Origin of the sequence: Dyadobacter linearis (genome assembly GCF_907165045.1) — a bacterium.
GTDB lineage: Bacteria > Bacteroidota > Bacteroidia > Cytophagales > Spirosomataceae > Dyadobacter > Dyadobacter linearis.
In genome coordinates this window covers 599,615-625,031 of sequence record NZ_CAJRAU010000002.1, presented here as the reverse complement: position 1 = coordinate 625,031, position 25,417 = coordinate 599,615, and the positions used below count along the sequence as shown (strand labels likewise).

At 49.6% G+C, this 25,417-nt stretch carries 14 protein-coding genes; 9 read left to right on the top strand and 5 right to left on the bottom strand.

Annotated elements, in window-relative coordinates:
• Positions 1–36: 36 nt before the first annotated feature.
• The 7 genes from KOD92_RS08670 (at position 37) to KOD92_RS08640 (ending at position 9,450) form a co-directional block, all read left to right on the top strand.
• Positions 37–1,560, top strand: a complete 1,524-nt coding sequence (locus KOD92_RS08670) for a RagB/SusD family nutrient uptake outer membrane protein (protein WP_215233145.1) — start codon at positions 37–39, stop codon at positions 1,558–1,560.
• 21 nt (positions 1,561–1,581) lie between these two features.
• Positions 1,582–2,232 (top strand): 3-keto-disaccharide hydrolase, encoded by a 651-nt coding sequence (locus KOD92_RS08665; RefSeq protein ID WP_215233144.1) that lies wholly within the window; start codon positions 1,582–1,584, stop codon positions 2,230–2,232.
• 36 nt (positions 2,233–2,268) lie between these two features.
• Positions 2,269–5,409 (top strand): DUF7133 domain-containing protein, encoded by a 3,141-nt coding sequence (locus KOD92_RS08660; protein ID WP_215233143.1) that lies wholly within the window; start codon positions 2,269–2,271, stop codon positions 5,407–5,409.
• Positions 5,410–5,414: 5 nt separating this feature from the next.
• Positions 5,415–5,717, top strand: a complete 303-nt coding sequence (locus KOD92_RS08655; protein ID WP_215233142.1) for a Dabb family protein — start codon at positions 5,415–5,417, stop codon at positions 5,715–5,717.
• A gap of 3 nt (positions 5,718–5,720) precedes the next feature.
• Positions 5,721–6,974 (top strand): Tm-1-like ATP-binding domain-containing protein, encoded by a 1,254-nt coding sequence (locus tag KOD92_RS08650; protein ID WP_229254599.1) that lies wholly within the window; start codon positions 5,721–5,723, stop codon positions 6,972–6,974.
• An 11-nt stretch (positions 6,975–6,985) separates the two neighbouring features.
• Positions 6,986–7,846: a phosphoenolpyruvate hydrolase family protein gene (locus KOD92_RS08645; RefSeq protein ID WP_215233141.1), complete on the top strand. Its 861-nt coding sequence runs from the start codon at positions 6,986–6,988 to the stop codon at positions 7,844–7,846.
• Between the two features lie 80 nt (positions 7,847–7,926).
• Positions 7,927–9,450, top strand: a complete 1,524-nt coding sequence (locus tag KOD92_RS08640; RefSeq protein ID WP_215233140.1) for a GH3 family domain-containing protein — start codon at positions 7,927–7,929, stop codon at positions 9,448–9,450.
• On the opposite strand, the gene KOD92_RS08635 is transcribed toward KOD92_RS08640, so the two are convergent.
• Positions 9,442–10,017, bottom strand: coding sequence for a hypothetical protein (locus KOD92_RS08635; protein ID WP_215233139.1), 576 nt, complete (start codon positions 10,015–10,017; stop codon positions 9,442–9,444). The genes KOD92_RS08640 and KOD92_RS08635 overlap by 9 nt on opposite strands.
• Before the next feature lie 226 nt (positions 10,018–10,243).
• Here KOD92_RS08635 and KOD92_RS08630 point away from each other — a divergent pair, with 226 nt between their 5' ends.
• Entirely contained in the window at positions 10,244–11,770 is a 1,527-nt protein-coding gene (locus KOD92_RS08630; RefSeq protein WP_215233138.1) for an outer membrane beta-barrel protein, read from the top strand.
• Between the two features lie 73 nt (positions 11,771–11,843).
• Here the strand turns inward: KOD92_RS08630 and KOD92_RS08625 are convergent, their stop codons facing one another.
• Positions 11,844–15,326, bottom strand: a complete 3,483-nt coding sequence (locus KOD92_RS08625) for a ThuA domain-containing protein (protein ID WP_215233137.1) — start codon at positions 15,324–15,326, stop codon at positions 11,844–11,846.
• 207 nt (positions 15,327–15,533) lie between these two features.
• On the opposite strand from KOD92_RS08625, the gene KOD92_RS08620 reads away from it, so the two are divergent.
• On the top strand, positions 15,534–18,338 hold the full coding sequence (locus KOD92_RS08620) for a T9SS type A sorting domain-containing protein (protein WP_215233136.1): 2,805 nt from the start codon (positions 15,534–15,536) through the stop codon (positions 18,336–18,338).
• Between the two features lie 68 nt (positions 18,339–18,406).
• Here the strand turns inward: KOD92_RS08620 and KOD92_RS08615 are convergent, their stop codons facing one another.
• The 3 genes from KOD92_RS08615 to KOD92_RS08605 form a co-directional block, all read right to left on the bottom strand.
• The gene (locus tag KOD92_RS08615; RefSeq protein WP_215233135.1) at positions 18,407–19,681 is read right to left on the bottom strand and encodes a YihY/virulence factor BrkB family protein; all 1,275 of its coding nucleotides are present in this window, start codon (positions 19,679–19,681) and stop codon (positions 18,407–18,409) included.
• Between the two features lie 149 nt (positions 19,682–19,830).
• Positions 19,831–23,445: a CotH kinase family protein gene (locus KOD92_RS08610; protein WP_215233134.1), complete on the bottom strand. Its 3,615-nt coding sequence runs from the start codon at positions 23,443–23,445 to the stop codon at positions 19,831–19,833.
• 454 nt (positions 23,446–23,899) lie between these two features.
• Positions 23,900–25,159 carry an Hsp70 family protein gene (locus KOD92_RS08605; protein WP_215233133.1) on the bottom strand — a complete coding sequence of 420 codons (1,260 nt, stop codon included), beginning with the start codon at positions 25,157–25,159 and terminating at the stop codon, positions 23,900–23,902.
• Positions 25,160–25,417 lie beyond the last annotated feature (258 nt).

The window sequence follows — 25,417 nt, the reverse complement described above, 5'->3', positions numbered from 1 at the left end:
AAAAATCAATATCAGCTACGTATCCAATTTATACGAATGAAAAAACTAACTTTTACGATCGCGCTGCTGGCTGTGCTGGCGGGCGGCTGCAACGACAAACTGAACCTGGAACCGATCGGCTCGGTGTCGCAGGACGGATTTTATACCACCGCCGATGATGCAAATGCGGCTGTGGTGGCTTGCTATAATGCAATTCTGGCCTACCATACCGGCGGAAGTACCAGCAATACAACGGGAATGGATATGTGGGGAGATATTCAAAGTTCCGACGCCGAGCCTCATCCCGACGGTGTGGCCTGGAACCAGATCTACCAATATACATTGCAGCCCAATAACGGGGAATTGTCCAATCAGTGGTTTCAGATCTACGAAGGTATCTACCGCTCCAATCAGGCCATGGAAAAAATCCCCGGGATCGAAATGGACGAAGCCCTGAAAGGCCGGCTGATCAAGGAAGCATATTTTCTGCGTGGCTGGTGGATGCTGCGCCTTGCCAAAATGTACGGTGACGCGCCATTGGTAACCAAAACGCTGGGTATCGACGATTTACTGATACCGAAATCAACGCAGCAGGAGCTGTTTGACCAGGCTGAAAAAGACCTGCTCGAAGCTTCCACCCTGCCCGATACTTACGACGATGCAAACTTGGGCCGCGCCACTTCCTATGCGGCCAAAACGGTATTGGCAGAGCTTTATTTGTGGGAGAAAAAATGGGCGCAGGCCAAGCCGCTCCTGGAAACCGTGATCAACTCGGGCAAATTCGAACTACTGAATTCCTATTCCGCATTGTTCGACGGTTCGGTTGAAAACCACAGTGAATCCATTTTTGAAATACAATACAAGGCGAATACGGGTAAAAACCTGGGTAACTTCTCCACCACGTACAGTGCGCCAAACGGAGAGGGATATGTGCCCGGCGGAGGCTGGGGCTGGATCCGACCGACCCAGGATCTGGTGAATGAATATGAAAAAACACCCAAGGAAGATCCGCGCCTCAACTATTCGATCTTTCGCAAAGGCGACAATTTCGAAGGGCAGATTTTTAAAGACGTAGTGAACGGAACCGGCTTTGCTTTGAAAAAATGGGTGATCTCCGGGAAAACCGGCGCTGAGATAGAGCAGAATTATCCATGGCATACCTCTGCAAATTTCGCATTGTACCGCTACGCCGAGGTACTGCTTATGTATGCTGAGGTTTTAAATGAAACGGGTAGTCCGGCCGCGGCGGTACCTTATATTAATCAGGTCCGGGCGCGTCCGTCGGTGAATATGCCGGCGCTGGCTACCAGCCTGAACAAAGCGCAGGTTTTCGAGGCGATCCGTCACGAAAGAAGGGTTGAATTTACTTTCGAGGGTAAAATTGCATTCGATCTGCGCAGGTGGGGTATTGCAGGGAGCTTTTTAAGATCGAAGGACCGCTGGCAGAACGATACGAAGATAAACCCGCAGTGGGGAGGCAATTTCTTCAAATATGTGGACGGAAAGCATGACTTTTTCCCGATCCCGCAATCCGAGATAGACAAGTCTGGCGGCACATTGGTGCAGCATCCAAAGTGGTAACAACAAATTAAATTTTTAAAAATGAGCTTATTTAAAAATAAAACACTGCTGCTGCAAATCGTATTTGCCTGCATTTGCTGGAATGTATCCGGTCAGTCAGCTCCGAAAACGGTTTCTCTTTTTGACGGAAAAACCCTGACGGGATGGAAAACGATCGAACCCGCTGAAATGAAGCTTTGGACAGCGGCCGACAGCTCCCTGAAAAGCGGCGACGGCAAAAACAAGATCGATGCGAACAGATACCTTTTTACAACCAAAGAATACGGCGATTTCGAATTCCGATGCCTTTTCCGGCTCACCGGCGATGCAAAAACGGGCATGATCAACAGTGGTATTCAGTACAGATCGGTAGTTGAGGGTGGTAAAATGGTGGGGTATCAGGCAGATATCGGTACGGGCTATTGGGGCGATATTTACGATGAGCACCGTCGCGGCAAACTGATCGGCGGCGACCTGAAAACGCTTAGCCACGTTTTGAAAGAAAACGACTGGAACACGTACATGATCCGCTGCAAAGGCAACCGGCACGAGCTGTATATCAATGGCGTAAAGACCTGCGACTATATGGAAACAGACCAGAAAATGCCTCAAAAGGGAGTGATAGCAGTGCAAATACACAGCGGCGGAGTAGCCCAGGTCGAATTTCGCGACCTGGTGCTCACCGAGCTGTAAAAACATTTGATCCGGTAACAGCAAATCCATTTATTTATGAGGCTACAAAAATTCACTGCGGCATTCGCGGTTATAATAGCGCTTTGCCTGCCCGACAGCAGTCAAGCGCAGAAAAAAGATAAAACGCAATCGGTACGGACCAAAGTAAACACGCCCGAACAGGAGCTGGCCGGCTTCAAGCTTGCCCCCGGTTTTGTGATCGAGCTGGTTGCCAGCGAGCGTGACAGTATTGTCAACCCCGTGGACCTGACCTTCGACGACGCGGGTCGGCTCTGGACCCAAACGGCCAGAATGTACCCGCTCGACCCTATCGCCGATATCCAGTGGAACGACCTGCTGCGGCTGATGGACAACCAGGAAGAGCAGAAAACACACCCCAGTTTCAGGCGCATTCTCGACCTGTATCAGGGAAAAACAAAGGGTAACGACAAGATAATCGTCATTTCTGACCTCTATAAAAAGACACCGGCGAAAGCCACGATCTGGGCGGACGGACTGACGATCCCGATGAGCATCCTGCCTTACAAATCGGGTGTGTATGTGGCGCAAGGTTCAGAAATGTTCTTTTTGGATGATAAAAACGGCGACGGAAAAGCTGACGAACGCGACCCGCTGCTAACCGGATTTGGCTTCACTGATACGCATACCATGGCGCATACGCTGGTGCGCGGGCCGGGCGACTGGATTCATTTCAGTCACGGCGGATTGAATAAAGGCGAGGTAACTTCGCTCAAAAGCGACGCAAAAGCCAAGATCGATTTCAGTAAGATCGCGCGGTTTTCACTGGATGGAAAAAAGGTAGAGCTGGTGAGTTCGGGGCTCAATAATATCTGGGGTTTCCAGTTGCGGCACAATGGACAATGGTATGGTTCGGAGGCGAATGACCTCGGCTACTCGGTCGTGCAGCTCGAACCGGGCGTTGGTTTTCCAGGTATTGGAAATGACCGTTTGCGTCCCTACCAGCCATTTATGCCGCCGCTGCACACTTTCAGAGTGGGCGGAACGGGGATTTCGGGTACCGCTTTTCCCGACGATGCTTCGGGCACTTTTCCAGCTGAATACAAGGATGTAGCCTTTTTGGCAAATCCAATTACCAGCTCGATCAACGCGGTGAAAATGGTCCGTAATGAAGATGGTACCGTCACTTCCAGCCACTTACCCGACTTATTGACCTCGGAAGATGATTGGTTCAGGCCCGTGAATATGGAGTTTGGCCCCGACGGCTGTCTGTATATTGCTGACTGGTATAACAAAATCGTATCTCATAACGAGCTCCCTACCACCCACCCGGATCGTGATAAATCGCACGGGCGCATTTGGCGGATCAGGCACGTGAGTCAGCAGCCGCGCGAGGTACCTGACTTTTACAAAATAAAAACTGAGGACCTGACGGGTTACCTTAAATCGCCTTCACTCTGGCAGAAACGCGCGGCCTGGCACCAGATATCTGATCGTCCTATTGCCGAAACCTCGAAGCTCGCGCCCGAGCTGATCGCTATCGCGGCAGACGAAGCGGCCGATCCCGTCGCGCGCATTCACGCGTTATGGTCTTTGGAAGGCATTAAAAAATACGATGCTGCACTGGTAACGAAACTTTTGCAGGCTTCTTCCTCCGATATCCGCCGCGAGGCGCTCCGCTCGCTGAATAGCTTTTCATTGCAACCGACCGAGATTGCTGCATTAACGAAAAATCTTATCGAAGACAAAAATCCGGCAGTGCGCTCGCAGGTGCTCCGGACGCTCACCGACGCGGGTAATGCGGATCAGAGTGTCATTGAAATTCTCGTGAAAGCATCAAAACCCGAATTGCCCGGCAATGCAATGGGCGGCAGTTACGAGCGGCGTTTTGAAAGGTTTTTGGCAAGAAAAGCATTGGAACAATCTCCGGCGGCATTACAGGAATTTATCAATTCGCCAGCGGCGGCCAATGTGCCGGCTGTCAATATGCTTTGGGCGGTACAGGCTTTACCGGAAGGTCAGCGCGAAACTGCGTTCCTTAAATTTTGGCCAAAGGCAGAAATGTCGGTACTGGATGAATCTACTTTTGTGAGTATGGCGGGAATGCTCAAAAACAGCGACATTAACGAGACTATGAAGCAGTTGACCGCTGATCCGGCGAATGCGAAAACGTACATTACGTTCGCTTTGCAGAACCAATCGCAGGTACAATCACCGGAAATGGCTGCGATACTGGCCGCTCCGGTGAAAACTTTACTCACCAGCAATACGCAAACGGATAAAGACCTGGCACTCGACGCGATCGGCCGGTTTAAGATCGAGCAATCGAGCGCAGCAGTGGCCGGTATGATCAGCGACCAGCTGCCTGACAATACTTTGCGCCTCGCCTTGAAAGCCATGGAAGTAAGTCCAAAGCAGAACCAGCCCGTATTTGCGAAGGTCGTGCAGGACAAGAAAATGAGCTTCGATATTCGCGCAGCCGCATTGAACAGTTTATCCAAAACCGACCCCGCCGCAGGCAAGCAGGCTTCGCTGAAATGGGTACCTGAATTGAACCAGAATGAAAAAACAGAACTCGCCTCGATCCTGTCGGCTTCCAGCCAGGGCGCAGAGTTGCTGGTTTCGATGCACGAAAAGAAACTGCTCGACCTGTCCGCCTTCGATCTTCCAGCGGCCGAGCGCATTTTGAATGCTAACAAAAATGACAAACGAAGCGTCGCGATTATGGAAGGTGTGAAGAAACGCGACGAGGAAAAGAAGAAAGAGTTCAAAGGTAAGCTGACGAAATATATGACCGTGGCGGAGAAGAACGGCGGGAATGCGGAGGCCGGGAAGGTATTGTTCCAGACTTGCCTCGCGTGTCACCAGGTAGGTAGCAAAGGCCAGAATATTGCGCCCGCGCTGGACGGATCGGCGAACCGCGAAAACGAGGCGCTGCTTACCGCAATCCTCGATCCCGATGCGGCTGTGGAGTCGGGTTATGCAGTATATCGGGTAAATAAGAAGGATGGAACCAGTGTGGAAGGCTATCTCGTGAACCGCGATAACCAGGGTACTACGCTCGCATTCATGGGCGGCGCCAAGGTTTTTGTGGAAGCGGCGGCGATCAAAAGCCAGAGTTTCCTCGGCGGTCGCTCTTTTATGGTCAAAGGGCTGATCGACAGCTATTCAGACAAGCAGGTAGCTGATTTACTTTCCTATATTAAAACATTAAAATAGCAATTATGGTCAGGCATTTCGGGGTTTTTCAGTTTAAAAATTCGGTTACGGACGAACAAATCGTACATTGTTTTAAAACTATGATGGAAATGGTCGGGCAGATCCCAGGGCTTCTCGACATGGAACACGGACCTTACGAAAGTCCGGAAGGCATGAACGATGGGTTTACGCACGGTTTTGTGATGACTTTCGACAGTCCGGCTTCCCGCGACGCCTACCTGCCCCACCCCGTGCACGAACATGCGAAAGATGTGGTAGTACCGAATCTGGAACGGGTGGTAGTTTTTGATTTTGAGGTAAAAAATTGATGCATGAATATGTTTTCGAACGAAAAGTACATTTTGTTACTAGGCTGTTTTGATACAAAAGGCGACGTTTTCACCTTTCTGCGCCAACAGATCCTTGCCCAAAAAGAACAGATCATTACGATCAATACGGGCATTTTCGGTACAACCGACGCATTTCATGTTGACTTTGAAGCCGAGGCTGTCGCGATCGAAGGAGGTTATGATCTCGCACTGCTCCGTTCGGAGCGCGACCGTGGAAAGGCGATGGATATCATGGGGCGCGGCGCGGCACAGATCGTCGCCCGGCTCGTGGAAGAAGGAAAAGTGAAGGCGGCAATTGGAATGGGCGGCGGCGGCGGTACTTATATTACGCTCGCCGCAATGCAGCAAATTCCGTTTGGTATTCCCAAACTCTGCCTGAGTACCGTCGCTTCCAAAGACCTTTCCCGGCAGATCGGTGACAAGGATATTACATTAATGCCGTCGGTCGTGGATGTGGCCGGCACCAACCATATTCTGAAAAGGCTGGTAGCACAGGCGGCCGCGGCTATTTGTTCTATGGCAAATGTGCCCGCGACCGAAAACACCGAAACCGCAGGCTGCATTGCGATCAGTATGTTTGGAAATACGACCGCCTGCGTGGACAAATGCACGGAATTACTGACCAAAAAAGGGTACGAAGTGCTGGCATTTCACGCAACAGGCGTGGGTGGCAAAACAATGGAGGCACTGATCCGCGAAGGGAGTTTTGATGCAATACTCGATGTTACGACGACCGAGCTCGCGGATGATCTCTGCGGCGGCATTTGCAGCGCCGGTCCTACCCGGCTCACGGCCGCTACCGAAATGGGTTTGCCGCAGATAGTCGTGCCGGGCTGTCTGGATATGGTCAATTTCGCCCATTTGGATACCATACCTACCCAATACAAAAACCGGCAGCTTTACAGCTGGGCGCCTGATGTGACGCTGATGCGGACCAATGTGGAGGAGAATTTGATACTTGGCCAGCGGCTTGCGGAAAGGGTAAGCGCCTCGCTGGCACCGGCTTCGATCATTATCCCATTGCGCGGTATTTCGCAGGTAGACTCGGAAGGCGGGATATTTTACCAGCCACACGCAGATGCCGCATTATTTGATTCGATAAAAGAACACGCGGCCGACCATGTGGAAGTAATCGAATCTGACCTGCATATCAACGATCCTGCATTTGCGGAGACGCTGGTTAACAATCTGCTGTTACTTTTGCAAAAAAGAGAAAGCTTAAAAATTAAGTATTAATACCATCTAATATGCCGAACCAATGGACCGGTAAGGGGAATCCTTACACAAAACAGGAAGTTAGAGACCGCCTGAAAAAGACTCTAGACGAGGGAAAAGCGATCATCGCGGCGGGCGCGGGAACGGGGATCAGTGCCAAATTCATCGAAAAAGGCGGCGCGGACCTCATTATTATTTACAACTCAGGAAGATTCAGAATGGCGGGCCACGGCTCTACTGCGGGCTTAATGGCTTACGGCGATGCGAATGCGGTAGCGATGGAAATCGGTGAGTTTGAGGTATTGCCGGTAGTCGAGGAAATTCCGGTGATATGCGGTGTGCATGGCTCAGATCCCAGGCGCAGAATGTGGCACCATTTGCTGAAAGTAAAGGAAATGGGATTTTCGGGAGTCAATAACTTTCCTACCCACTGTATTGTTGATGGGCATTTCAGGCAGGTTTTGGAAGAAACGGGAATGGGCTTTGCCAAAGAAGTTGAAATGGTAAGACTGGCCACGATGATGGACCTGTTCTCTATCGTATATGTAGCTACGCCGGAAGAAGCGCGGCAAATGGCGGAAGTGGGCGCGGACGCAATTGTAGCGCATGTAGGCACGACCGTCGGCGGCTCAATCGGTGTTACGGGCGCGGCTGTTTCCATGGACTATGCGATCGAACGTACCCAGGCGATCGCCGATGCGGGCCGGGAAGTGAACCCTGATATCTTTTTCCTCGCCCACGGCGGACCGGTGAATACTCCCGACGATGTGCGCGAAATACTTAGCAGAACCGACGTTCACGGATTTGTCGGCGCCTCTTCGCTCGAAAGAATGGGGATAGAACAATCGCTCACGGATTTGACGCGCGACTTCAAAAGCATTAATCTCAGATAGAAAGCAAAGCCGGTTACAGTTCAAATGGCACGACTTTTTGATGTTGCGATTACATCACCTAGAAAGAAATTCGTGCATATATGGCTGTAATCGGCGAGCTTATCAAAAAAGCGCTTGATTTCACGGGCAGGATCATCAGCGATCCGGACCCGGTGGAAGCGCAAAAAAACGTTCTGAAAACCCTGCTGGAAACGGCAAAACTTACCGCTTTCGGAAAGCAATATCAATTCTCCGAAATCCTCGAAAGCGACGATATCATCTCGGAATTCCAAAACCGCGTACCTGTTCACGATTACGACAAAATATTCGGCGAATGGTGGCACTTCCTGCTCGAAGGACACCAGAATGTGACCTGGCCGGGCGGACAGAGCTACTTCGCACTCAGCAGCGGCACGACCAGCAATAGTAAATACATTCCAGTAACGGACGAAATGCTCGGCTGCATTCGTAAAGCAGGTATTTCAGAAATCGCCACAATCGGTGCATTTAATTTACCCGGTGATTTTTTCACCAAACAAATCTTAATGCTTGGCAGCAGCACCAACCTGATCCAGAAAGACGATCACCAGGAAGGCGAGATCAGCGGGATCAGCGCGAGTAACCTGCCGACTTGGTTTGGCGGATTCTATAAACCCGGACCTGAAATCGCAGCCATTTCGGATTGGGATGAAAAGGTAAAAAGGATCGCGGAAGAAGCGCCTAACTGGGATATTGGCTGCCTTTCGGGCATTCCGTCATGGATTGAGCTAATGTTGAAAGAGATTATCAGCTATCACAAACTCAACAGTATTCACGAAATCTGGCCGAATCTGATGGTGTACACGACGGGCGGCGTGGCTTTCGAACCATACCGGAAAAGTCTTGCGAAACTGTTCGCCCGACCGCTTATTTACATAGATACCTACCTCGCTTCCGAGGGTTTTATAGCGATTCAAAAGCGGCCTGAAACTTCTTCGATGGCGCTTTTCCCGAACAATGGGATCTTTTACGAATTCGTCCCTTTTAACGGCGACAATGTGGATGAAAATGGATTGGTAAAACCGGGCGGCACGGTGTTATCCCTAGCCGAAGCCGAAGAAAACGTCGAGTATGTATTGCTGCTATCGACCGTTTCCGGCGCGTGGCGCTATATGATCGGCGACACGGTAACAATTACCGACAAAGCGCGGGCGGAGATCAAAATCACCGGCCGGACCAAGCATTTTCTCAATGTGGTCGGCTCACAACTTTCTGTGAACCAGATGAATGACGGCTTGCGTGTGATCGAGCAGGAATATGATGTTGTAATAAAAGAATTCATCGTTGCAGCCGTGCACAGGGGCGATGAGTATATTCACAAGTGGTTTTTAAGTTGTGATAAAAGTCCCGACAAGGTGAAAGTCGCGGAGTCGCTGGATGCGACTTTATCTGAAAACAATAAAAACTATAAGGTAGCCCGCAGCCGCGCATTGAAAGGCGTGGAGGTGGAACTGATACCTGAGGAGATCTTTTACAAATGGAGTGAGGAAACAAAAAAGAAAGGCGGGCAGGTGAAAATCCCGCGCGTGATGAAAGAGGAAGATTTCCTTGAATTCGCTGCATTTGTGGAGAAAAACCTAGGTTAACCCCTGTTCCTTCGCTTCCAGTTTCCGGACCTGCTCTACGATATCATCCGGCGAAAGATACAGGCGGGCAATTTTCTGCTTGTATTTTTCGGGAAGGAAAGTGTGGTCGAGGATGAAGTGTTTGGTGCTGAGAATGTATTTACCCAAACCATGACTTACAGCAAATGTATCGGCCACGCGCTCGGCTTTCTTTACAAACCTGGTTGAAAAAAGGTACCCTATTCCAAACCGGATCATGCCGAACGTATCCCGGTTTTCATAATCCATTACATGCCCCAGTTCATGCCCGATCCAGCCGACCATAATGTCCGGCGGGATCTGGTGAATGGGGATTGCCGAGTTAGTGAGCTGGAATAACGCGCTGATATTGATTTGGTAAGCCCGCTTGCCCCCGAACATGGTACCAATCCTCGGCTGCGCCTGCATAACCGATCCTTTGATCTTCTTTTTAAACAAAAAATGTATTTCAGTCTCTTTCAATTCGGGGTAAAAAGAGAGTGCTTTCAATACCTCCGCTTCAATCACCCGCGGGATCGTCTTATTCTGTCTGAAATCCTCTATTTCCATCGTAAACTCAACTATTTCCCGAAAAATGTACGGGCAATAACAAAGAATTATAATCGTGCCTGTTTACCCAGACCCGGCTGGCGTACCAACTCTCCACGGCATGCTATTTTGAAACTTCGAAGTAGGCTGGATGGAAGCGCTTCGCTTGACCAATCAATTTTTAAAGCTTCACAGATCCGCTTTCTCAACAATTTTTAATTTTTCAATTCATCAACATTCCAACACAATGAAAACAAAACTAACCTACTACGCGCTGGCTGCCATGCTGTTTTCGCAGCCTGTCCTGGCCCAGATTGTCTCCCAGGACTCTTTGAAGGCCCTTGACAATCAAAAGGAAGCGATCAAGATCAGTCAGGATATTAATGACAAAAAAATAAAGCTGGCTGAAAAACAGAAAGACCTTCTGGAAAAAGAACAGGAAATGCAGAAAAGCGCACAAAAAGCGCAGGCCTCAGCGGACGCAAACAGACAGGCGGCGGCTGATCTGACTGCCAATCCGCAGGATAAGAAACTGTCGGGGAAAGCCAACAGTGCCGCGAAGGATGCCCAGCGTGATGCTAAAAATGCCCGAAAAGATAGCGAGGGCATCGAAAAGCTTAACAAGGATATTGCCGAGCTCCAGAAAGATATTCAGGAAGGCGAGCAGAAGCTGGCTGGAATGGGACAGCTCGTTTCGCCGGCTTCTGCTGCAACGGTTACCACACCGGTAATCAGCAGCCAGTCGACGCAAAATAACGGTCAGATTACGAACAGCTCGGGTTATGCGGGGAATACTTCGGGCGGGCAGAATGCAATGCCGGCTCCTGCAACCAATAGCGGCAACCCGAATGTGATCCAAAGGAATATCACTTTGGATTCGGCCAATGCAAACAACGCGAATGCGTTCGCGCAGCGGCTCGTGGAATCTACCTACAAAAATTACCCGCAGCAACAGGGCCAGCCTGCTATTATTATCAACAATATCATTGTTCCACCGAACTACAACCAGCAGGAACTAGCCGCCGGAAATGCTGGAAGCCGTTTTTCCAATAGCCAGGATCAGCAGGATTATGAAGATTACAAAGCGTGGCTGAGATTCAAACGTGGCGAATCTGCCGCGCCCGGGCAACAACGCGTTTATGCAGCGCCTGCCAGCCCTGCCGACGCGGCATACAGCGAACCGATGACGCGGGAAGAAAGGTTGACTTTCAGAGAACGATTTGGTGAAAAACCTGCCCGCAACTCTGGCCTATGGGTGATCCCATTGGTGGGTATCCATGCTTCTAACTTCAATGCAAACTTCGATGATGGCAAGTATGAGGGCCGATCGGGCTGGAATGCGGGACTAGATTTCCGTTTCAGGATGAAGAAATTTTTCATTCAGCCGGGTGTACATTATCTGAGCTCTTCGATGGACGTGACCAGCGAGGATAGTGTTTCAACTGCTCCGCTCCTGACAGGTCCGAGGATACATTCATTGAAAGCTCCCTTAATGCTTGGCGTGTACCTGACGAAGGCCAAAGGCGGTTTTTTCCGGTTCAATATCAAGGGCGGTGTGGTCGGAAATTATGTATTGAGTGTGGACGATACCGAAAATTCACGCTTTAACAAGGACAATATTGAAGAGTTTTCTTATGGTTTGAATGCCGGAGTTGGCCTTGAATTCGGCTTTGTAACGCTTGATCTTTCGCATGAATGGGGAATGAGCCCTTTCCTGAAAGCGAATGATCAGAAAAACAATGTGCTGAGAGCGACACTGGGTTTCAAGTTGTAATCTCATTTGCATACAAGAAAAAGACGGGGTCGGAGCACATTTGCTCCGACCCCGTTTTTACTTTTCAGCAGCTTTACTGCGCTGCGGGCCCCATCTTGAACTCCGCGCCCATAACAACCATTAACGAACTTTCTTCGGCTTTCGGATTCACAAAAACGACGTACAAATCGTGCAGTTTCCCGTCGGCGCTACCCGCATTTTTGATAGGGATATTTAAGGATGTGGGTTTAAAATCCAGTTTCTCAGCAGGTTCCAGAACAATCGACTCGCCTAAGAGTTTTCCGGTCGGACTGTCGAGCCGCAATTCCACTTTTCCGCCGGCCGAATTCAGTTGTGGCTTGGGAGCCAGCGCTTGTAACTCCAATTCGGTCACCGCATTAAGGTCGACTTGTTTCAAAACCATGTAAGAACCTGATTTGGAAGCGATTGCGAGATTGATTCCACCGTTTGATATTTTCATGATGTTCTCGTAAACGTCAAAATTGTGCATATCAACTTTCGCATTCCGCAGGATAACCGACTCTTCCGATCTCAAAGAAGATAATCCGCTCGCGCCTGCATCTTCATAAGCTGCCCGCACGATGAAAATCCCTTTTCCTTTGTCCCCAGCCGGCAATTTTGCCTGGTAAGTACCTTTCAGCGGCAGCGACTTTTCCTTCGGCTTTTCATTCACTACATTCAAAATATACTTCACCATTTCGGAAGCGTCGGCCGTTGAAAGCTGCGGGTGCGCTGCCATTGCAGTCTCTCCCCAAACACCGCCACCGCCAGCGATCACCTTTTTCGTCAGTCGCTCCACCGCCGATTTATCGTCTTTATATTTCGCCGAAACCTCCCGGTAAGCCGGCCCGATCGACTTTTTATCAACTGCGTGACAAGCCTTGCAATCGCTCGCTTCGATCAACCTTTTACCCGAACTGAATGCTGCGCCTGCATCCGCCGAGCGGTGGCCCTGCGCAATTGCGATCTTGTCATATCCTTCCGGCAAATAATTTATATTCACTGCAACACGTTCAGCATCAATCCCTTTACCTAATGTTCCGTCTTCTTTGTCAGATACCTTGATATCGTAATTAAAGGGTTTATCGGGCGTGTAAAAAGACTTGTTGCTCGCCGGCATATCCAGGGTCAGCACGGGCGGTTCGTTTCCAACGGTAATTTCCATCGCTTGCGTGCTCACCCCTCCTTTTCCGTCGTTTGCGGTGAGCGTAGCTTTGTAAACGCCCACTTTCGCCAGGCTCAGTGCTGCATCCTGGGTATTGATGGTTTTGGCAAATCCGTTTTTCGAAGTGATTTTCCAGGAATAGGTCAATGCATCTCCGTCGGCATCGGAAGTACCTTTTGCGCTGAGTTTAAGTGCAAGCGGCGCAGCTCCGCCCATTTTATTGGCGACCATTTGCAGCATTGGTTTCCGGTTTCCGCCATTGTATTCAATCCGGATCAGGCGGGCATCGTCGTTGGCTGAAAACCAGCCGGTACCATATTCCAGCATGTACAGATCGCCGTTTTCAGCGAACTCCATATCCATCGGATTAGAGAATTTATAGCTCGGCATGAAACGTTCCATCGCCTTGTAATTACCCTCTTTATCCATCGTCACCGACATGATCCAGCCGCGCATCCAATCGTAGGTCAGGATCTTTCCATTATAGTAATCAGGAAATGCGCGCGCAGCATTTTTGAATGCATCCGAGTAAAAAACGGAGCCTGCCATCGCATTCCGACCGCCTGTTCCGGTTAACGGAAACTCAGGAGAAGCGCCGTAAGGATACCAGATAAATGCTTTCTGAGCCGGTGGGAGTACTTTCAGCCCGGTATTGTTCGGTGAAGTATTGCTTGGCGCATTCACGTCCCACTTCTCCATCGATTTCTGGCCGGCAAAATCATATTTGTTATAAGCCTTATTATCCCCTACAAAATGCGGCCAGCCAAAGTTGCCAGCCTTGCGTGCCTGCCCTACCTCGTCGTAACCAGCCGGTCCGCGGCTTGAATCGGGCTTGGCCGCATCCGGGCCAACCTCTCCCCAATATACGTAGTTCTTTTTCTGATCTACCGAAATGCGGAACGGGTTACGGTGGCCCATTGTGTAAATCTCCGGCCGGGTATCCGGCGTGCCTTTGGCAAACAGGTTACCCTCGGGAATCGTGTATCCTCCGTCGGGTTGTGGCTTGATGCGGATGATCTTGCCACGCAAATCGTTGGTATTCGCCGAAGATTTCTGCGCATCCCACGCCATTCTTCCTTCACGCTCGTCGCTCGGACTGTACCCGTTTGAACCGTGCGGATTAGTGTTATCGCCGGTCGACAAATACAGGTTACCAGACTTATCCCAGGCAATGGAACCGCCTGTATGACAGCATTCTTCGCGCTGCGTCGGAACTTCAAGCAATACTTTTTTAGAATTCAAATCGAGCTCGTCACCTTTCAGCTCGAAGCGTGCCAGCACATTTTTGGGCGCTTCCGGGACGGAGTAATACAGGTATATCCAGTGGTTTTTCGCAAAATCAGGATCTTTATTCAAACCCAGCAAACCATCCTCACCCATCGATTCCTTACCTTCCTTGTTCACATATTTTGTACTTACCGGAATTTCGGCGATGGTTTTCAGTTCATTTGTTTTAATATTAAAAAGCCTCACCTGGCCCTTCCGCTGGATGAATAGGATACGTCCGTCGTTCAACACGCTCAGTTCCATCGGCTCGTCAAGTTTCTCTTCAAGCACAACCTTGGTAAAACGGTTTTCCTCTGGTCTGGATTTGGAGAAATCGATCGCTTTGGGCATGTCGCCTCCCGCTGATGGCAGCCCCGCTGATGGCAGCCCCGCAGTATACTGAATACCTGCCCAGAGATGGTTCAGGAAAAGCGGCTCCGAGAAAGTTTCGTCGGTGTGCCCCATTGCAGTGTAAAACGAGCGGCCGCCGTCGAATTCCTGATACCAACCCATTGGATGAAAATCAGGGTTTTTGCCTCCTATATAGCTCTTTTCGTCTATTTTAAGAACGACCTTGATATTCGGGGAGATATTTTTGAAACTGTAAAATTCATCGGTCCTTTCAAATTCATCGGGCATTCCCTGCGTAGCCCAGTGGTTTTTTTCGGTTACGATAAACTTGCCTTTCTGCACATTACTCGGCGTCATCGGGTGATCGAGAAAGTAAGCGCCTGCAAGATTGCCGTACCACGGCCATTCATATTCGGTATCTGTGGCTGCATGAATACCCACATAGCCGCCGCCTGCCTGAATGTATCTTTCAAATGCAACTTGCTGCGCATCGTCGAGCACGTTTCCGGTCGTGTTCAGGAAAATTACAGTATTGAATTTTTGCAGGTTCTTCTCATTGAACTGGGCAGCGTCTTCCGTAAAAGTGGCGCTGAAACCTTTTTCCTTCGACATTTTTTCAATCGCCGCATTGCCCGCTTTGATTGATTCGTGCCTGAAAGAAGCGGTTTTACTAAATACCAGCACTTTGAAAGCCGGTGACTGAGCGATTGCCAGACTGGATATCAGCCATAGGCTCACAGTCAATACGCGTATAAGTATAGGTTTTGTTCTCATCGGTTAATTTTTGATCCGTAAACAAATCTAGCCTTATTCTCCTTATTGTCTTAAAGCTAGACAATAAATATTTTCAAAAAATTTTCTCCTATTAATTCTTTGTTAATTTATAGTTAAGTAAAAATTATTGGTGTAAACATAGTTTTGGAACAGATCGCCAGGCTCTTGCAGCGGCACTGTTTCACCTTTAACCAATTATTGATACACATGAAAAAGAACTGTCTACTATTGTTTATCTCGCTGTTTTTTGTCCTGCCCGGATATGCGCAGGTCATACCCGCAGACGATTGCGAATCGCTTACCGGCTGGGGCGGCGGCGGAAATGTACTAAGTCTGAGCAGCGACGCACCTGCGCAGGGAAGTTCCTCCATTCAATCGGAAGGCGGCAATACCGAGCGTTTCACAAGGCATTTTTCGACCCCGATCAATACAGGTATCGCAGCAAGTGAGCTGAATATTTCCTATCTGCAATTCTCCCTTTTTGTTTCAGATATTACCAAGTTCAGCAGTTCGGACGGACAGTTTGAAATTACCAGCTCAGGCAATCCCGACACCGACGAATTCAACTGGGGAACCGCCAGCGTGAACCTGCGTAACGGATGGAACAATGTAGTGCTGCGCCTCAGTGCGGCGGGCAAGCAGGGTAACCCGAACCTGGCAGCGATCAATTTTTTCAGGTATTATAAACCGATTAATGCAGGCGAATCTGTGATTGTCAAGATCGATGATTTGCGTTTTACAAAAGGTTATCAGGGAAGTGAGCTGATCGGCGCGAAGATTTTCAGTGCTGCCGACGACAATGCAGGCTGGTCGGGAAGTGACGCAATAACTGTGGACCCGGGGAATAAAATATTGGGCAACGGCTCTCTGACCAAAACGGGATCGGGCCAGGACTGGTTTATCCATAACCGCGCACCGTTCAATACGGGAGTCAGTGAGCAAGGTATTGTTAAGTTCTGGCTGTATGTATCCGAAGCGGGCGCTCTTTCGGGAGCAGGCAATATCGTTTTTTCCTCAGCCGGGCAGGCTGGCACCGACGAATATCGCTGGAACCTGGCATCTCAAAAAATACAAAATGGCTGGAATCACCTGATCCTGCATCTTTCCGAAGCAACCAGGCAAGGAAATCCAAACCTGAGCGCGATCAACTATTTTAGGATAAGGCAGCCTGTCGGAGCGCCGGTCACGGTCAAGATCGATGAGATCGAATTTTACGAACCCGCCGTGGCGACTACGGCTGATCCTACTGCGAACACGCTGAACGGAAAGGTGATGTTTGGATACCAGGGCTGGTTTGGACTTCCTACCGACGGACCTCCTGCGCATAACTGGTGGCTGCACTGGTTTGGCGGCACACCCGAACATGCGAATGCGACGATCGATATGTGGCCTTACATGGGCAATTATCCGCAAAACGAGCTCGTGGCTACGAATATGACTTACAGTAACGGAACGCCCGCGAAACTGTTTTCAAGTTACAACTACAATACTGTAGACGAGCATTTCAAATGGATGCGCGAACATGAGGTCGACGGCGTTTTCCAGCAGCGTTTCCTGGATTATTTCCGGACTACCGATACCCGCGTGCACCGGCATTTTGACAAAGTGCTTGAAAACGTGCAGACCGCGAGCTATAAGTATGGGCGCGTTTATTCGATCATGTACGACCTCTCCGGCGCTGATGCAACTTCTACCGAGGAGGTTATTGCGGACTGGAAGCGGCTGGTGGACGAAATGGGCGTGACCACGGAAAGTAACTATTTATGGCATAAGCAAGAACCGCTGGTCGCATTGTGGGGACTGGGACTTGCCTCCAACCCGGAAGCGACAGCGGAGCGTTCGGAAAAGCTGGTGAGGTGGTTTAAAGAAGGCGATCCAGCCGACCCAACCGACGATCCGAAATACCGGGCTAATGTAATGGGCGGATTAAATGACAACTGGCGCGAGCATTCGGCAGCGTGGCTGGCGGTTTATGATCTGCTCGATGTGATCAGTCCGTGGTCGGTGGGGAGGTACAATACCGAAAGTGGCGCGAATGCATTCGCAATCAATAGTGTAAGACCCGATATGGCATATCTCGCACCTAAGAACATCGACTATATGCCCGTTATATTTCCCGGCTTTTCCTGGTTCAATCTTCAAAATGTCCGCGACAATCCGTCAGCCGCTGTCAAAAATTCTATTCCGCGCAATGGTGGCAGCTTTTTGTGGCAACAGTCTCAGAATGTGATCAATGAGGGAGCTAATATGATTTACCTGGCGATGTTTGATGAAGTGGATGAGGCGACTTCATTTTTTAAAATGGAGAAGTTCTCTAACCACACACCAAAGGGAGGCGATACCTGGTTCCTGTCGCTCGACGCCGACGGTTACGACCTGACGCCCGACTGGTATATGGCGCTGGGCGGCTACACGAAGAAGGTTTTAGCCGGAAAAGCGACCAACAGCTTGTCGGTGCCGCTTTACCCCAATGCACTGTCGACTACCGCTGGAAGTCCGCTACCGGTAACGCTCATCAGTCTGAGTGCCGTAAACCGGGAAAACCAGGTACAGATCGAGTGGCAGACTTCTCAGGAATCCAACAGCTCACATTTTGAGATACAGCGCAGCAGCGACGCGCGGACTTTCAGGGAAATCGCCAGGATTAATGCGCAGGGCAATGCGACCAATACCACAAACTACGGATATCCGGACTCTGGCTTGCCGGGCGGGCAGTATTACTACCGCCTGAAAATGACAGATCGGGATGGTACTTATGCTTACAGTAATATTGTTACTGCTGAGATTGCGGGAGCTATTGAGGTAAGTATTTATCCAAATCCTACCTCCTCTTCTCTGAAAATCAAGTCTGCGGGGAAAATCGGACAGATTGATATTCTCAATGCGAGCGGTCGCAAATTGTATACTTTTAAGACTGATAAATCCTCATTTGAAATGGACATAATCGGCTGGAAACCGGGCATTTACATCGTCCTCATCGACGGAGTTGAGCGGAAAATAGTGAAATTATAATTGCATAAAAAAATAGCTCCCGGCATTCCTGAGAATCGGAAAGCCGGGAGCTTCTACGATCTTTTTTGTTAATCTTCTTTATTTATTTTGGTCATCATTCGCGCAATAAATTCCCTCAGGCCTTTACCGTAAATGATACTCAAAGCCAGGAAAACCAATGTGGACCCGATCAGGATCACATATCCCAGGAAATAGCTGTCGAGCGCTCGGTTGAGCAGTTGCCCGAGGATCAGGATGATCGTGATACCAATCGTTAATGCGATCAGCGCCATAATTCCGTAGTAGGTTACCGGCGAAGCTATTTTGGCAACGAATGCATTAAATTCTGCCTTGATCTGGTCGAGCTTATCATCAATGAATTTGGTAAAAATAGCAAAGGGACTTTTTTTCGCACCTTTTTCCGCATTCTTGGTCTCTTCCGGCGCAGGTGTACCTGGTCCGTGATCCACCACAACTTCGTGCCTCGATATAAGAACCGCGTGTTCGTTGGGCGAAATCGCGATACCATCAGATCTGGCATAAACCTTGGTAAACTCCGCACCGAAATACAGAATAATAGATGAATAATAGATCCAGGTAAGCAGGATTACAATAGACGCCGAAGTTCCGTAGGCGGCGCCAAGATCGGACTGACCGAGGTAGAAGCTGATCGCGAATTTCCCGATCGCGAACATGATGGAGGTGAAAGTAGCACCCACCAGACACTCCTTCCAACGCACGTGTCCGTCGGGCAGGATCTTGAATATCACTGTAAACAAGGCAGTTATGATCACCAATACAAGCCCGACATTCAGAATTGAAAATATGACCACTGAAACTTCCGAAAAGTACCTTTCCAATCTGTTACTAAGCAAATCCACCGCTGCATTCACGCCGAGCGAGACGATCAGGAGAAAGCCTAGCGTGAGGATTATCGAGAAAGACAACAGCCTGTTTTTGAGGTATTGCAGCCAGCTGCGTTGCGGCTTGGACTTTATCGCCCAGATGTAATTAATAGAATCCTGGATTTCAGCAAAAACCCCCGTCGCACCGATCAGCAGCGTTACCCCTCCTATTGCAGCGGCCAGTTTGGACTTGTCGGTGATCGCGGCATTCTTAATCAGTTCCTGTACCTGCACAGCCGCCTGCTTTCCCACTAATCCGCTAATCTGGGCATACAATTCACCCTGAAAAGCCTCTCTTCCGAAAAAAATGCTGACGATAGAAATGATCAGGAGCAGCATCGGGGCCAGTGAAAATATGGTATAGTAGGATAAGGCCGCGGAAAGTTTGAGCACATTATCCTCCATAAATTCGGCAAAACTATCCTTGATCAGCGTGATAATAAACTTGATGCGTTGCATATTATAGTGTTGGTCAATGGTGATATTACCAAGCCCACACTACAAAAAACAATCATACCAGAGATCAGGCGGGCAATACCTGCCTGACTTTTTTATAGCCGGGATACTCTTGCCAAAAAGCATCCCGGCTTACTGAAAATACGATGCTGCTATTCTTTCAAAAATTTCAGACGCAAGATTGTCCCGGTTTTCATTGTAATCTGCACCATGTACAAGCCTGAGCCCAGCGTTTCAACCGGTATCGCCAGCGCATCACAATTAGATATCTTACCCGCTTTTCGTTTCCTCCCGGCTATATCTGTGATCAAATAGGAACTTGCGTCGCAGGGCTGCGGCAAAATGATACGAAGTACGCTTTTGACCGGATTCGGGTAGAGCATTGCGGCTTCCGGCTGGGGGCGATTCACAGAGACCAGATTTGAATACATATAGGTCTGATCGTAGTCGATCTGTTTGAGGCGGTAATAGCTCCTGCCACCCAGCGGCAGCTCGTCGGCAATCCTGTACCAGTTCGGCTGAGAGCTCGTTCCATTTCCGGGTACGGATTTAAGCAAAAGCCATTTTTTAGCATCAGCCGACCGCTCCACTTCAAAATGATGGTTATTCAGCTCACTGCTCGTTTCCCACGTTATTGATACCTGATTCTCAACGGGTTTGGCATCAAACCGTACCAATGTGACAGGCAGCGGGTCCGAGCAGGATTGTATTGCAATATCGTCCAGCCGCAGTTCGTCCCGGGCGCCGCCAATCGTTGGATCAATGCAATAGTATCTCCATAAAAGCTGCACGTAAGGCTGGTTCAGGGCAGCGGCGGGCAATTTTACCCAAGGCATCATTTGCGAATGCCCGGCAGTGGCTGACCTCACATATTCCACAGGCTGGCTGCTGGTGTTAAGTACATCGGTGAAAGGGCCCGTTTCGGAGAGCCGGTATTGCAACCGGATCGCGTAAGGGCGGAAATTGGGCGTAACCGTACCGCCTGTCCACTTCACACTCACCTGCGTTTTGCCGGTTGTGTTGAGTGCAAGAATAGCCCCTCCCAGCTTCATCCCTGCATAGCCCGGGTTGCCAGCGGCATTTCCGGTATTGATAAACGATATTCCTTCGTCGCCAAGCCCGCTGATCCTCGTCCGGCTAGTAAGATCATACGCGCCACTTGTAAACCCAACTACTTCCGAACTCAATTCCGGATCATCGTTGGCCATATATACAAATCCCATATGCGCGGGAAACGTCCCGGCGGCGGCATTGGCCGCCCAGGAAGTGAGAAGGTACACGCAGGCGCTTTCATCGAGCGGTTCCGGAAATTTCGTCGGCGCTACGTCTGTCCCGAAAACCGCCCGGTAATTGGAGCCCGAAGACGGAACAAACTCGATCGTGGGTGTAATTAGCACATCGCCGTTGGTAATATTTTCCCATTGTAAAAATTTAAAACCCGGCTTGGGAATTGCGGTAAGCGCTATTGATACATCTTTAAAATAGGTTCCCTTCCACGGATACGGATTTCCTGTTAATCCCGGTGTTGTTGGCAGGATATCGATGGTGTTCACGCGGACAAACCCGTGTGCTGCATTAGAGACATTTACTGTGATCTGCCGGGTCCCTTCGTTCAGACCAAACTGGCTTTGAATGTGGCTGCGCGCAATGTTCGGGCGGTTGGTTGCAAAGTTGACCATGAGTTGGATATTTGCTTCCCAGGCGTCCACGCTGGCAGGCCGGTTCCAGCGTTTGATATTTTCAGGGATCTCGCCGCTGATCGCATTTTTACAGGATTCAATCTCCGCCAGCAGTCGTTGCGGCTGAAAATAGGAGTTGATCAGATCTGCATACCTGTTGATGAATTTCTTTTTGAATGTTGGATTTGGCAAAAGGTATTGCAATAGAAAATCGGGCGCACCCAATGCTTTTCCGAATTGATTGGCATCGACCTCTTCAAAACTCAGGTCAACGTCGAACAGCGACCATCTCCACCGCCCGTCCTTACCTTTACCCGCCGCCGGGTTGTAGGGGACTTTGTGCCGCCAGTAAGTGACGTTTCCATAGGGCCAGTCCCAGTTGGCAGCGTATAGTTCGAGCACGCAATAGTCGATAAAATTATCCATGTCCATTCGTTCCAGCGCATAATTATAGCTGCCGGCGTCGGCCATATTATGGGTTTTAATGTAATTGGAGAGATCACCATAATGCCCCGAATTCCCGGAAATATCGGGATCGGCGAAGAACTCGATGTGATCCGGTTCCAGCGCGTAGTGACTTGCGTAATAGTATTCGTCGAGACGCTCCCTTACGTCGTGAATTCCCCAATATTCTCCGTTCAGATAGGTCACTGCCGGCCGGTAATCCTGCAATTCCATATCAAGTCCCTTCGCAATCTGATGAATGTAGGCGTCTTTTAGCAACATTCTCTCATAATCATTTCCGGAATTCCTGAGTAACAACCGTTTGAACGTATGGAAATTAAGCGATGGAAAGATAGGGTAATCGATATTGCTCTGCGACGCGTTCTGACCGGTCGAGTAGAGCCGGAAACTCTTTTTGTCGTGCGTTCGCGAACCTGCACCATGAATACGCAGCCCCAGTTCCTGGTTCATCACTGGCACACCATCTACCAGCATTTCCACATTCACGGGTATCTCGTCGCTTCTGTAATAGTTGCCAGCGGGTACACCGAATGAACCAGCAGCAGGATTTGCATTGCGCCAGTCGACGAAATCTTTGCCAGCCACACCAATCCCTTTCACGTAATCGAACATATGATCCGGATTAGTCTTAATTGAAAATACAGGCAGGTTTGATTTCGGCTGACCGTTTGGTGTAAACCAGTACGACCTGGAAATGGTCTCGCTGGGCAACTTGCCCGTCTCATACACTTTGGCCCTCACCACCATCCCCTTGTAAACCGGCTTGACAGGGACAGCTGCATAAGTGGGCGTGAAGTCGTTGGTCGTAGAGATGGAGGCATAAACGTCGGGTTGAGAAGACTTGTCGGTGATGGACAGATTTAACGGGGAATTTTGCTTTAAGGTCAGAAAATTTCGGGTCAGCGTTGGCCCGGCAGACTGTCCGGGGTTTTGCGGATACTGGTTTTTGAACTGGTAGGCGGTGCCGGGTGCGACCGTGTTGTTCTTGTTCGGCTCGGAACCGTCGGTCGTGTAATAGATCTCTGCTCCCGGAACAGCAGAAGTGATGGTAAGTGTAAAAGGATTTTGGAAAAAACCACTTGCCGCGCTCATGGCAGGCGGCTCCGAAATGCCAGTGAAGGAATTGGCCGCTACATTGCCTGCATTGGGCGAAGAAGGTGAGAAAAAAACGATATCCGGACCTCCGTTTGTCTTTCGTCCATAAGAAATATCCGTCCGCTGCTTTGGAAACCCAAGGTGATCTACGATAACCTCACCCGGTGTCGACAAGAAAAATTCCTCTCCGTCCCCGCTCAGGTTGAAGCTCAGGTGACGGGCCAGGTGGGTTTTACCGCTCGCCCAGAGTATCAGGTAGGAACCGGCCGGCATTACGTAGTCACCGGTGCCTGATGGCAGCTGAAATTTTTTGAGCTCTCCGGGATCATCGGAAACATAGTAGCCACCAAGATCCACCGTGGTGCCACCTGCATTATACAGTTCTATCCAATCTTCGTCCTCACCTACCTGATCCTGATAGGCGTTGGAATTGGAAGCCATTAATTCGTTAATAAAAACAGATTGTGCGTTGCATTTGGGAAAGACCAGGCTGGCCAGCATCCAAATTGAAAGTTGTAAATATTTCATGATTCGGAGGAAATGATACAGTTAAAATTTAGAATAATTGTATCAGATTTACCAACGGGCAAGCCGTCAATTATTTAACGGTATCATTTTTAATGCTCTAATTATCAATTATTTACAACATATCGTCAATTGTCCTCACTCCTACTACGCAGCTGCTAATTGTTCTATATGGCCTGCAAAAAAAGCATCGGATCCTACTACACAAATTCATGCATTCAGAATATTATTCACGGAAGTTTCAGTGTAGAATTTGGCGCGTAAAATTTGTCGCTGCTCAGTTACTCTGTATTTGAATTTCTTGAAACAGTACATATTAATGGTTCCGTATTGTTCTGATTGCGTCAGTATTGATACGCATCTGAAAACAGTTCCTGCCCGGGCCTAACAAGAAAGCGCGCCTGTTACGAGGCGCGCTGCAAAAAAAACGAAGAGCTATCGGAGACTTTTTCTGCTTTCAGGAAAAACGGCTTCGGGCATCGTAAGCAAGGCCGAGTCCGACGCTGGAAAGCTTGTTTTCTTCTGACCATTCAGCCGCAGGGAATAGCTTGCGGAATTGTTCCTGAATGAGCGGGATCTCGGTAGAGCCGCCGGTCATGATCACCAGGCTTATCGCTTCGGGCAATATCCCGGCGGCTTGCAGGCATTCCCGCGCCGCGCTCACGATCTTCTCAGTTTTGGATGTAATAGCAGCATTGAAATCTTCTCTGGCCACATCAATGCGGAGATCCTCGTCGATAAAATCCAGTGCCGCGGCGAAACGCTCCCTGCTGGCCAGCCCGATCTTGATCTTCTCCGTTTCCGCCAGTACCGCGTGCCCGGTTTCCTGTTCCAGCACGTTGATCAGCCTGCCGTAACGTACAGGGTCATGCGTTTCCCGCAGTAATTGTTTTGCCTGAAAAACGATCCGGTTTGTATACAGGAAGTTTACTTTGCTCCATTCCGACAAATCGAAATAATGGTAAGACGGAACTTCCAGGTTTTTGGCACCATATCTGGTCCTGAATCCCAGTTCGGGCATCATTTCAGCCAGACTCAGGTCTTTATCAAAATCATTTCCACCCAAGCGCACACCGGTATTGGCAAGAATATCGCTGTTCCGGTCGGACTTGCGTGCATTTTCCTTCGAAAGGCGGATGATCGTAAAATCAGAAGTTCCGCCGCCCAGGTCTACCACGATTGCCAGTTTCTCGCCGGAAAGCCTGCGCTCGTGGGCGAATGCAGCTGCAATTGGTTCATATTGAAAACCGACGTGCTCAAAACCAAGGCTCGTTGCAACCGCTTTCAATTCGCTCTCGGCGCGCTGATCGGCGGCAGGATCGTTGTCTACAAAATGTACGGGCCGCCCCATTACCACGTGCCGGAGTTCGGTCCCGCAATCGGCCTCGGCTTTCCGCTTCATCTGGTCCAAAAAGGCGGCGATGATCTGGTGGAACTTCATCAACTCACCGTTTACCATCGTTCCCTGGCGCATCGCAGGTGTGCCTAGTACCCGTTTGAGGCTGCGCATCAGCCGGCCGGGCTGGCGTGTCAGAAACCGTTCTGTCGCCTCGCGCCCGAAATAAGCGTGATTGTCTTTACGCGCAAAGAACATTGCGCTGGGAATGGTAGTATGGTCGTTTTCGACCGGGATCAGAAAAACATCGTTTTGATCCGCGACCGCCAAACTGGAATTGGAAGTGCCGAAATCAATACCGCAAAAAACAGGAGGTGTCATTGGTCTGGAAAATTGGGCGCGCAATTTCTGATTATTTGCCCGGCAATGCAAACTTTTTAGTAAAAGTTCGTCGATTGCACCACCTGGGGGCGTGTATTAATAGCCGCGTAGCTATTTCGCTACAAAGGTGTTTTATAAATTTTCCGTAAAATTGCCTTTCGGTTAGTCTGGTGGCTAAACTATCTATTGCCCTCCATCGTACATGTCATTACTCCGCCTTAGCAACGCGGGGCTTTTCTACACACCTTACCTGAGGTA

Coding starts and splice junctions, on each gene's coding strand:
- KOD92_RS08620 (WP_215233136.1), top strand. CDS start 15,534: ATGAAAAAGAACTGTCTACTATTGTTTATCTCGCTGTTTTTTGTCCTG.
- KOD92_RS08650 (WP_229254599.1), top strand. CDS start 5,721: ATGAATATGTTTTCGAACGAAAAGTACATTTTGTTACTAGGCTGTTTT.
- KOD92_RS08640 (WP_215233140.1), top strand. CDS start 7,927: ATGGCTGTAATCGGCGAGCTTATCAAAAAAGCGCTTGATTTCACGGGC.
- KOD92_RS08625 (WP_215233137.1), bottom strand. CDS start 15,326: ATGAGAACAAAACCTATACTTATACGCGTATTGACTGTGAGCCTATGG.
- KOD92_RS08645 (WP_215233141.1), top strand. CDS start 6,986: ATGCCGAACCAATGGACCGGTAAGGGGAATCCTTACACAAAACAGGAA.
- KOD92_RS08635 (WP_215233139.1), bottom strand. CDS start 10,017: ATGGAAATAGAGGATTTCAGACAGAATAAGACGATCCCGCGGGTGATT.
- KOD92_RS08610 (WP_215233134.1), bottom strand. CDS start 23,445: ATGAAATATTTACAACTTTCAATTTGGATGCTGGCCAGCCTGGTCTTT.
- KOD92_RS08630 (WP_215233138.1), top strand. CDS start 10,244: ATGAAAACAAAACTAACCTACTACGCGCTGGCTGCCATGCTGTTTTCG.
- KOD92_RS08660 (WP_215233143.1), top strand. CDS start 2,269: ATGAGGCTACAAAAATTCACTGCGGCATTCGCGGTTATAATAGCGCTT.
- KOD92_RS08605 (WP_215233133.1), bottom strand. CDS start 25,159: ATGACACCTCCTGTTTTTTGCGGTATTGATTTCGGCACTTCCAATTCC.
- KOD92_RS08655 (WP_215233142.1), top strand. CDS start 5,415: ATGGTCAGGCATTTCGGGGTTTTTCAGTTTAAAAATTCGGTTACGGAC.
- KOD92_RS08670 (WP_215233145.1), top strand. CDS start 37: ATGAAAAAACTAACTTTTACGATCGCGCTGCTGGCTGTGCTGGCGGGC.
- KOD92_RS08615 (WP_215233135.1), bottom strand. CDS start 19,681: ATGCAACGCATCAAGTTTATTATCACGCTGATCAAGGATAGTTTTGCC.
- KOD92_RS08665 (WP_215233144.1), top strand. CDS start 1,582: ATGAGCTTATTTAAAAATAAAACACTGCTGCTGCAAATCGTATTTGCC.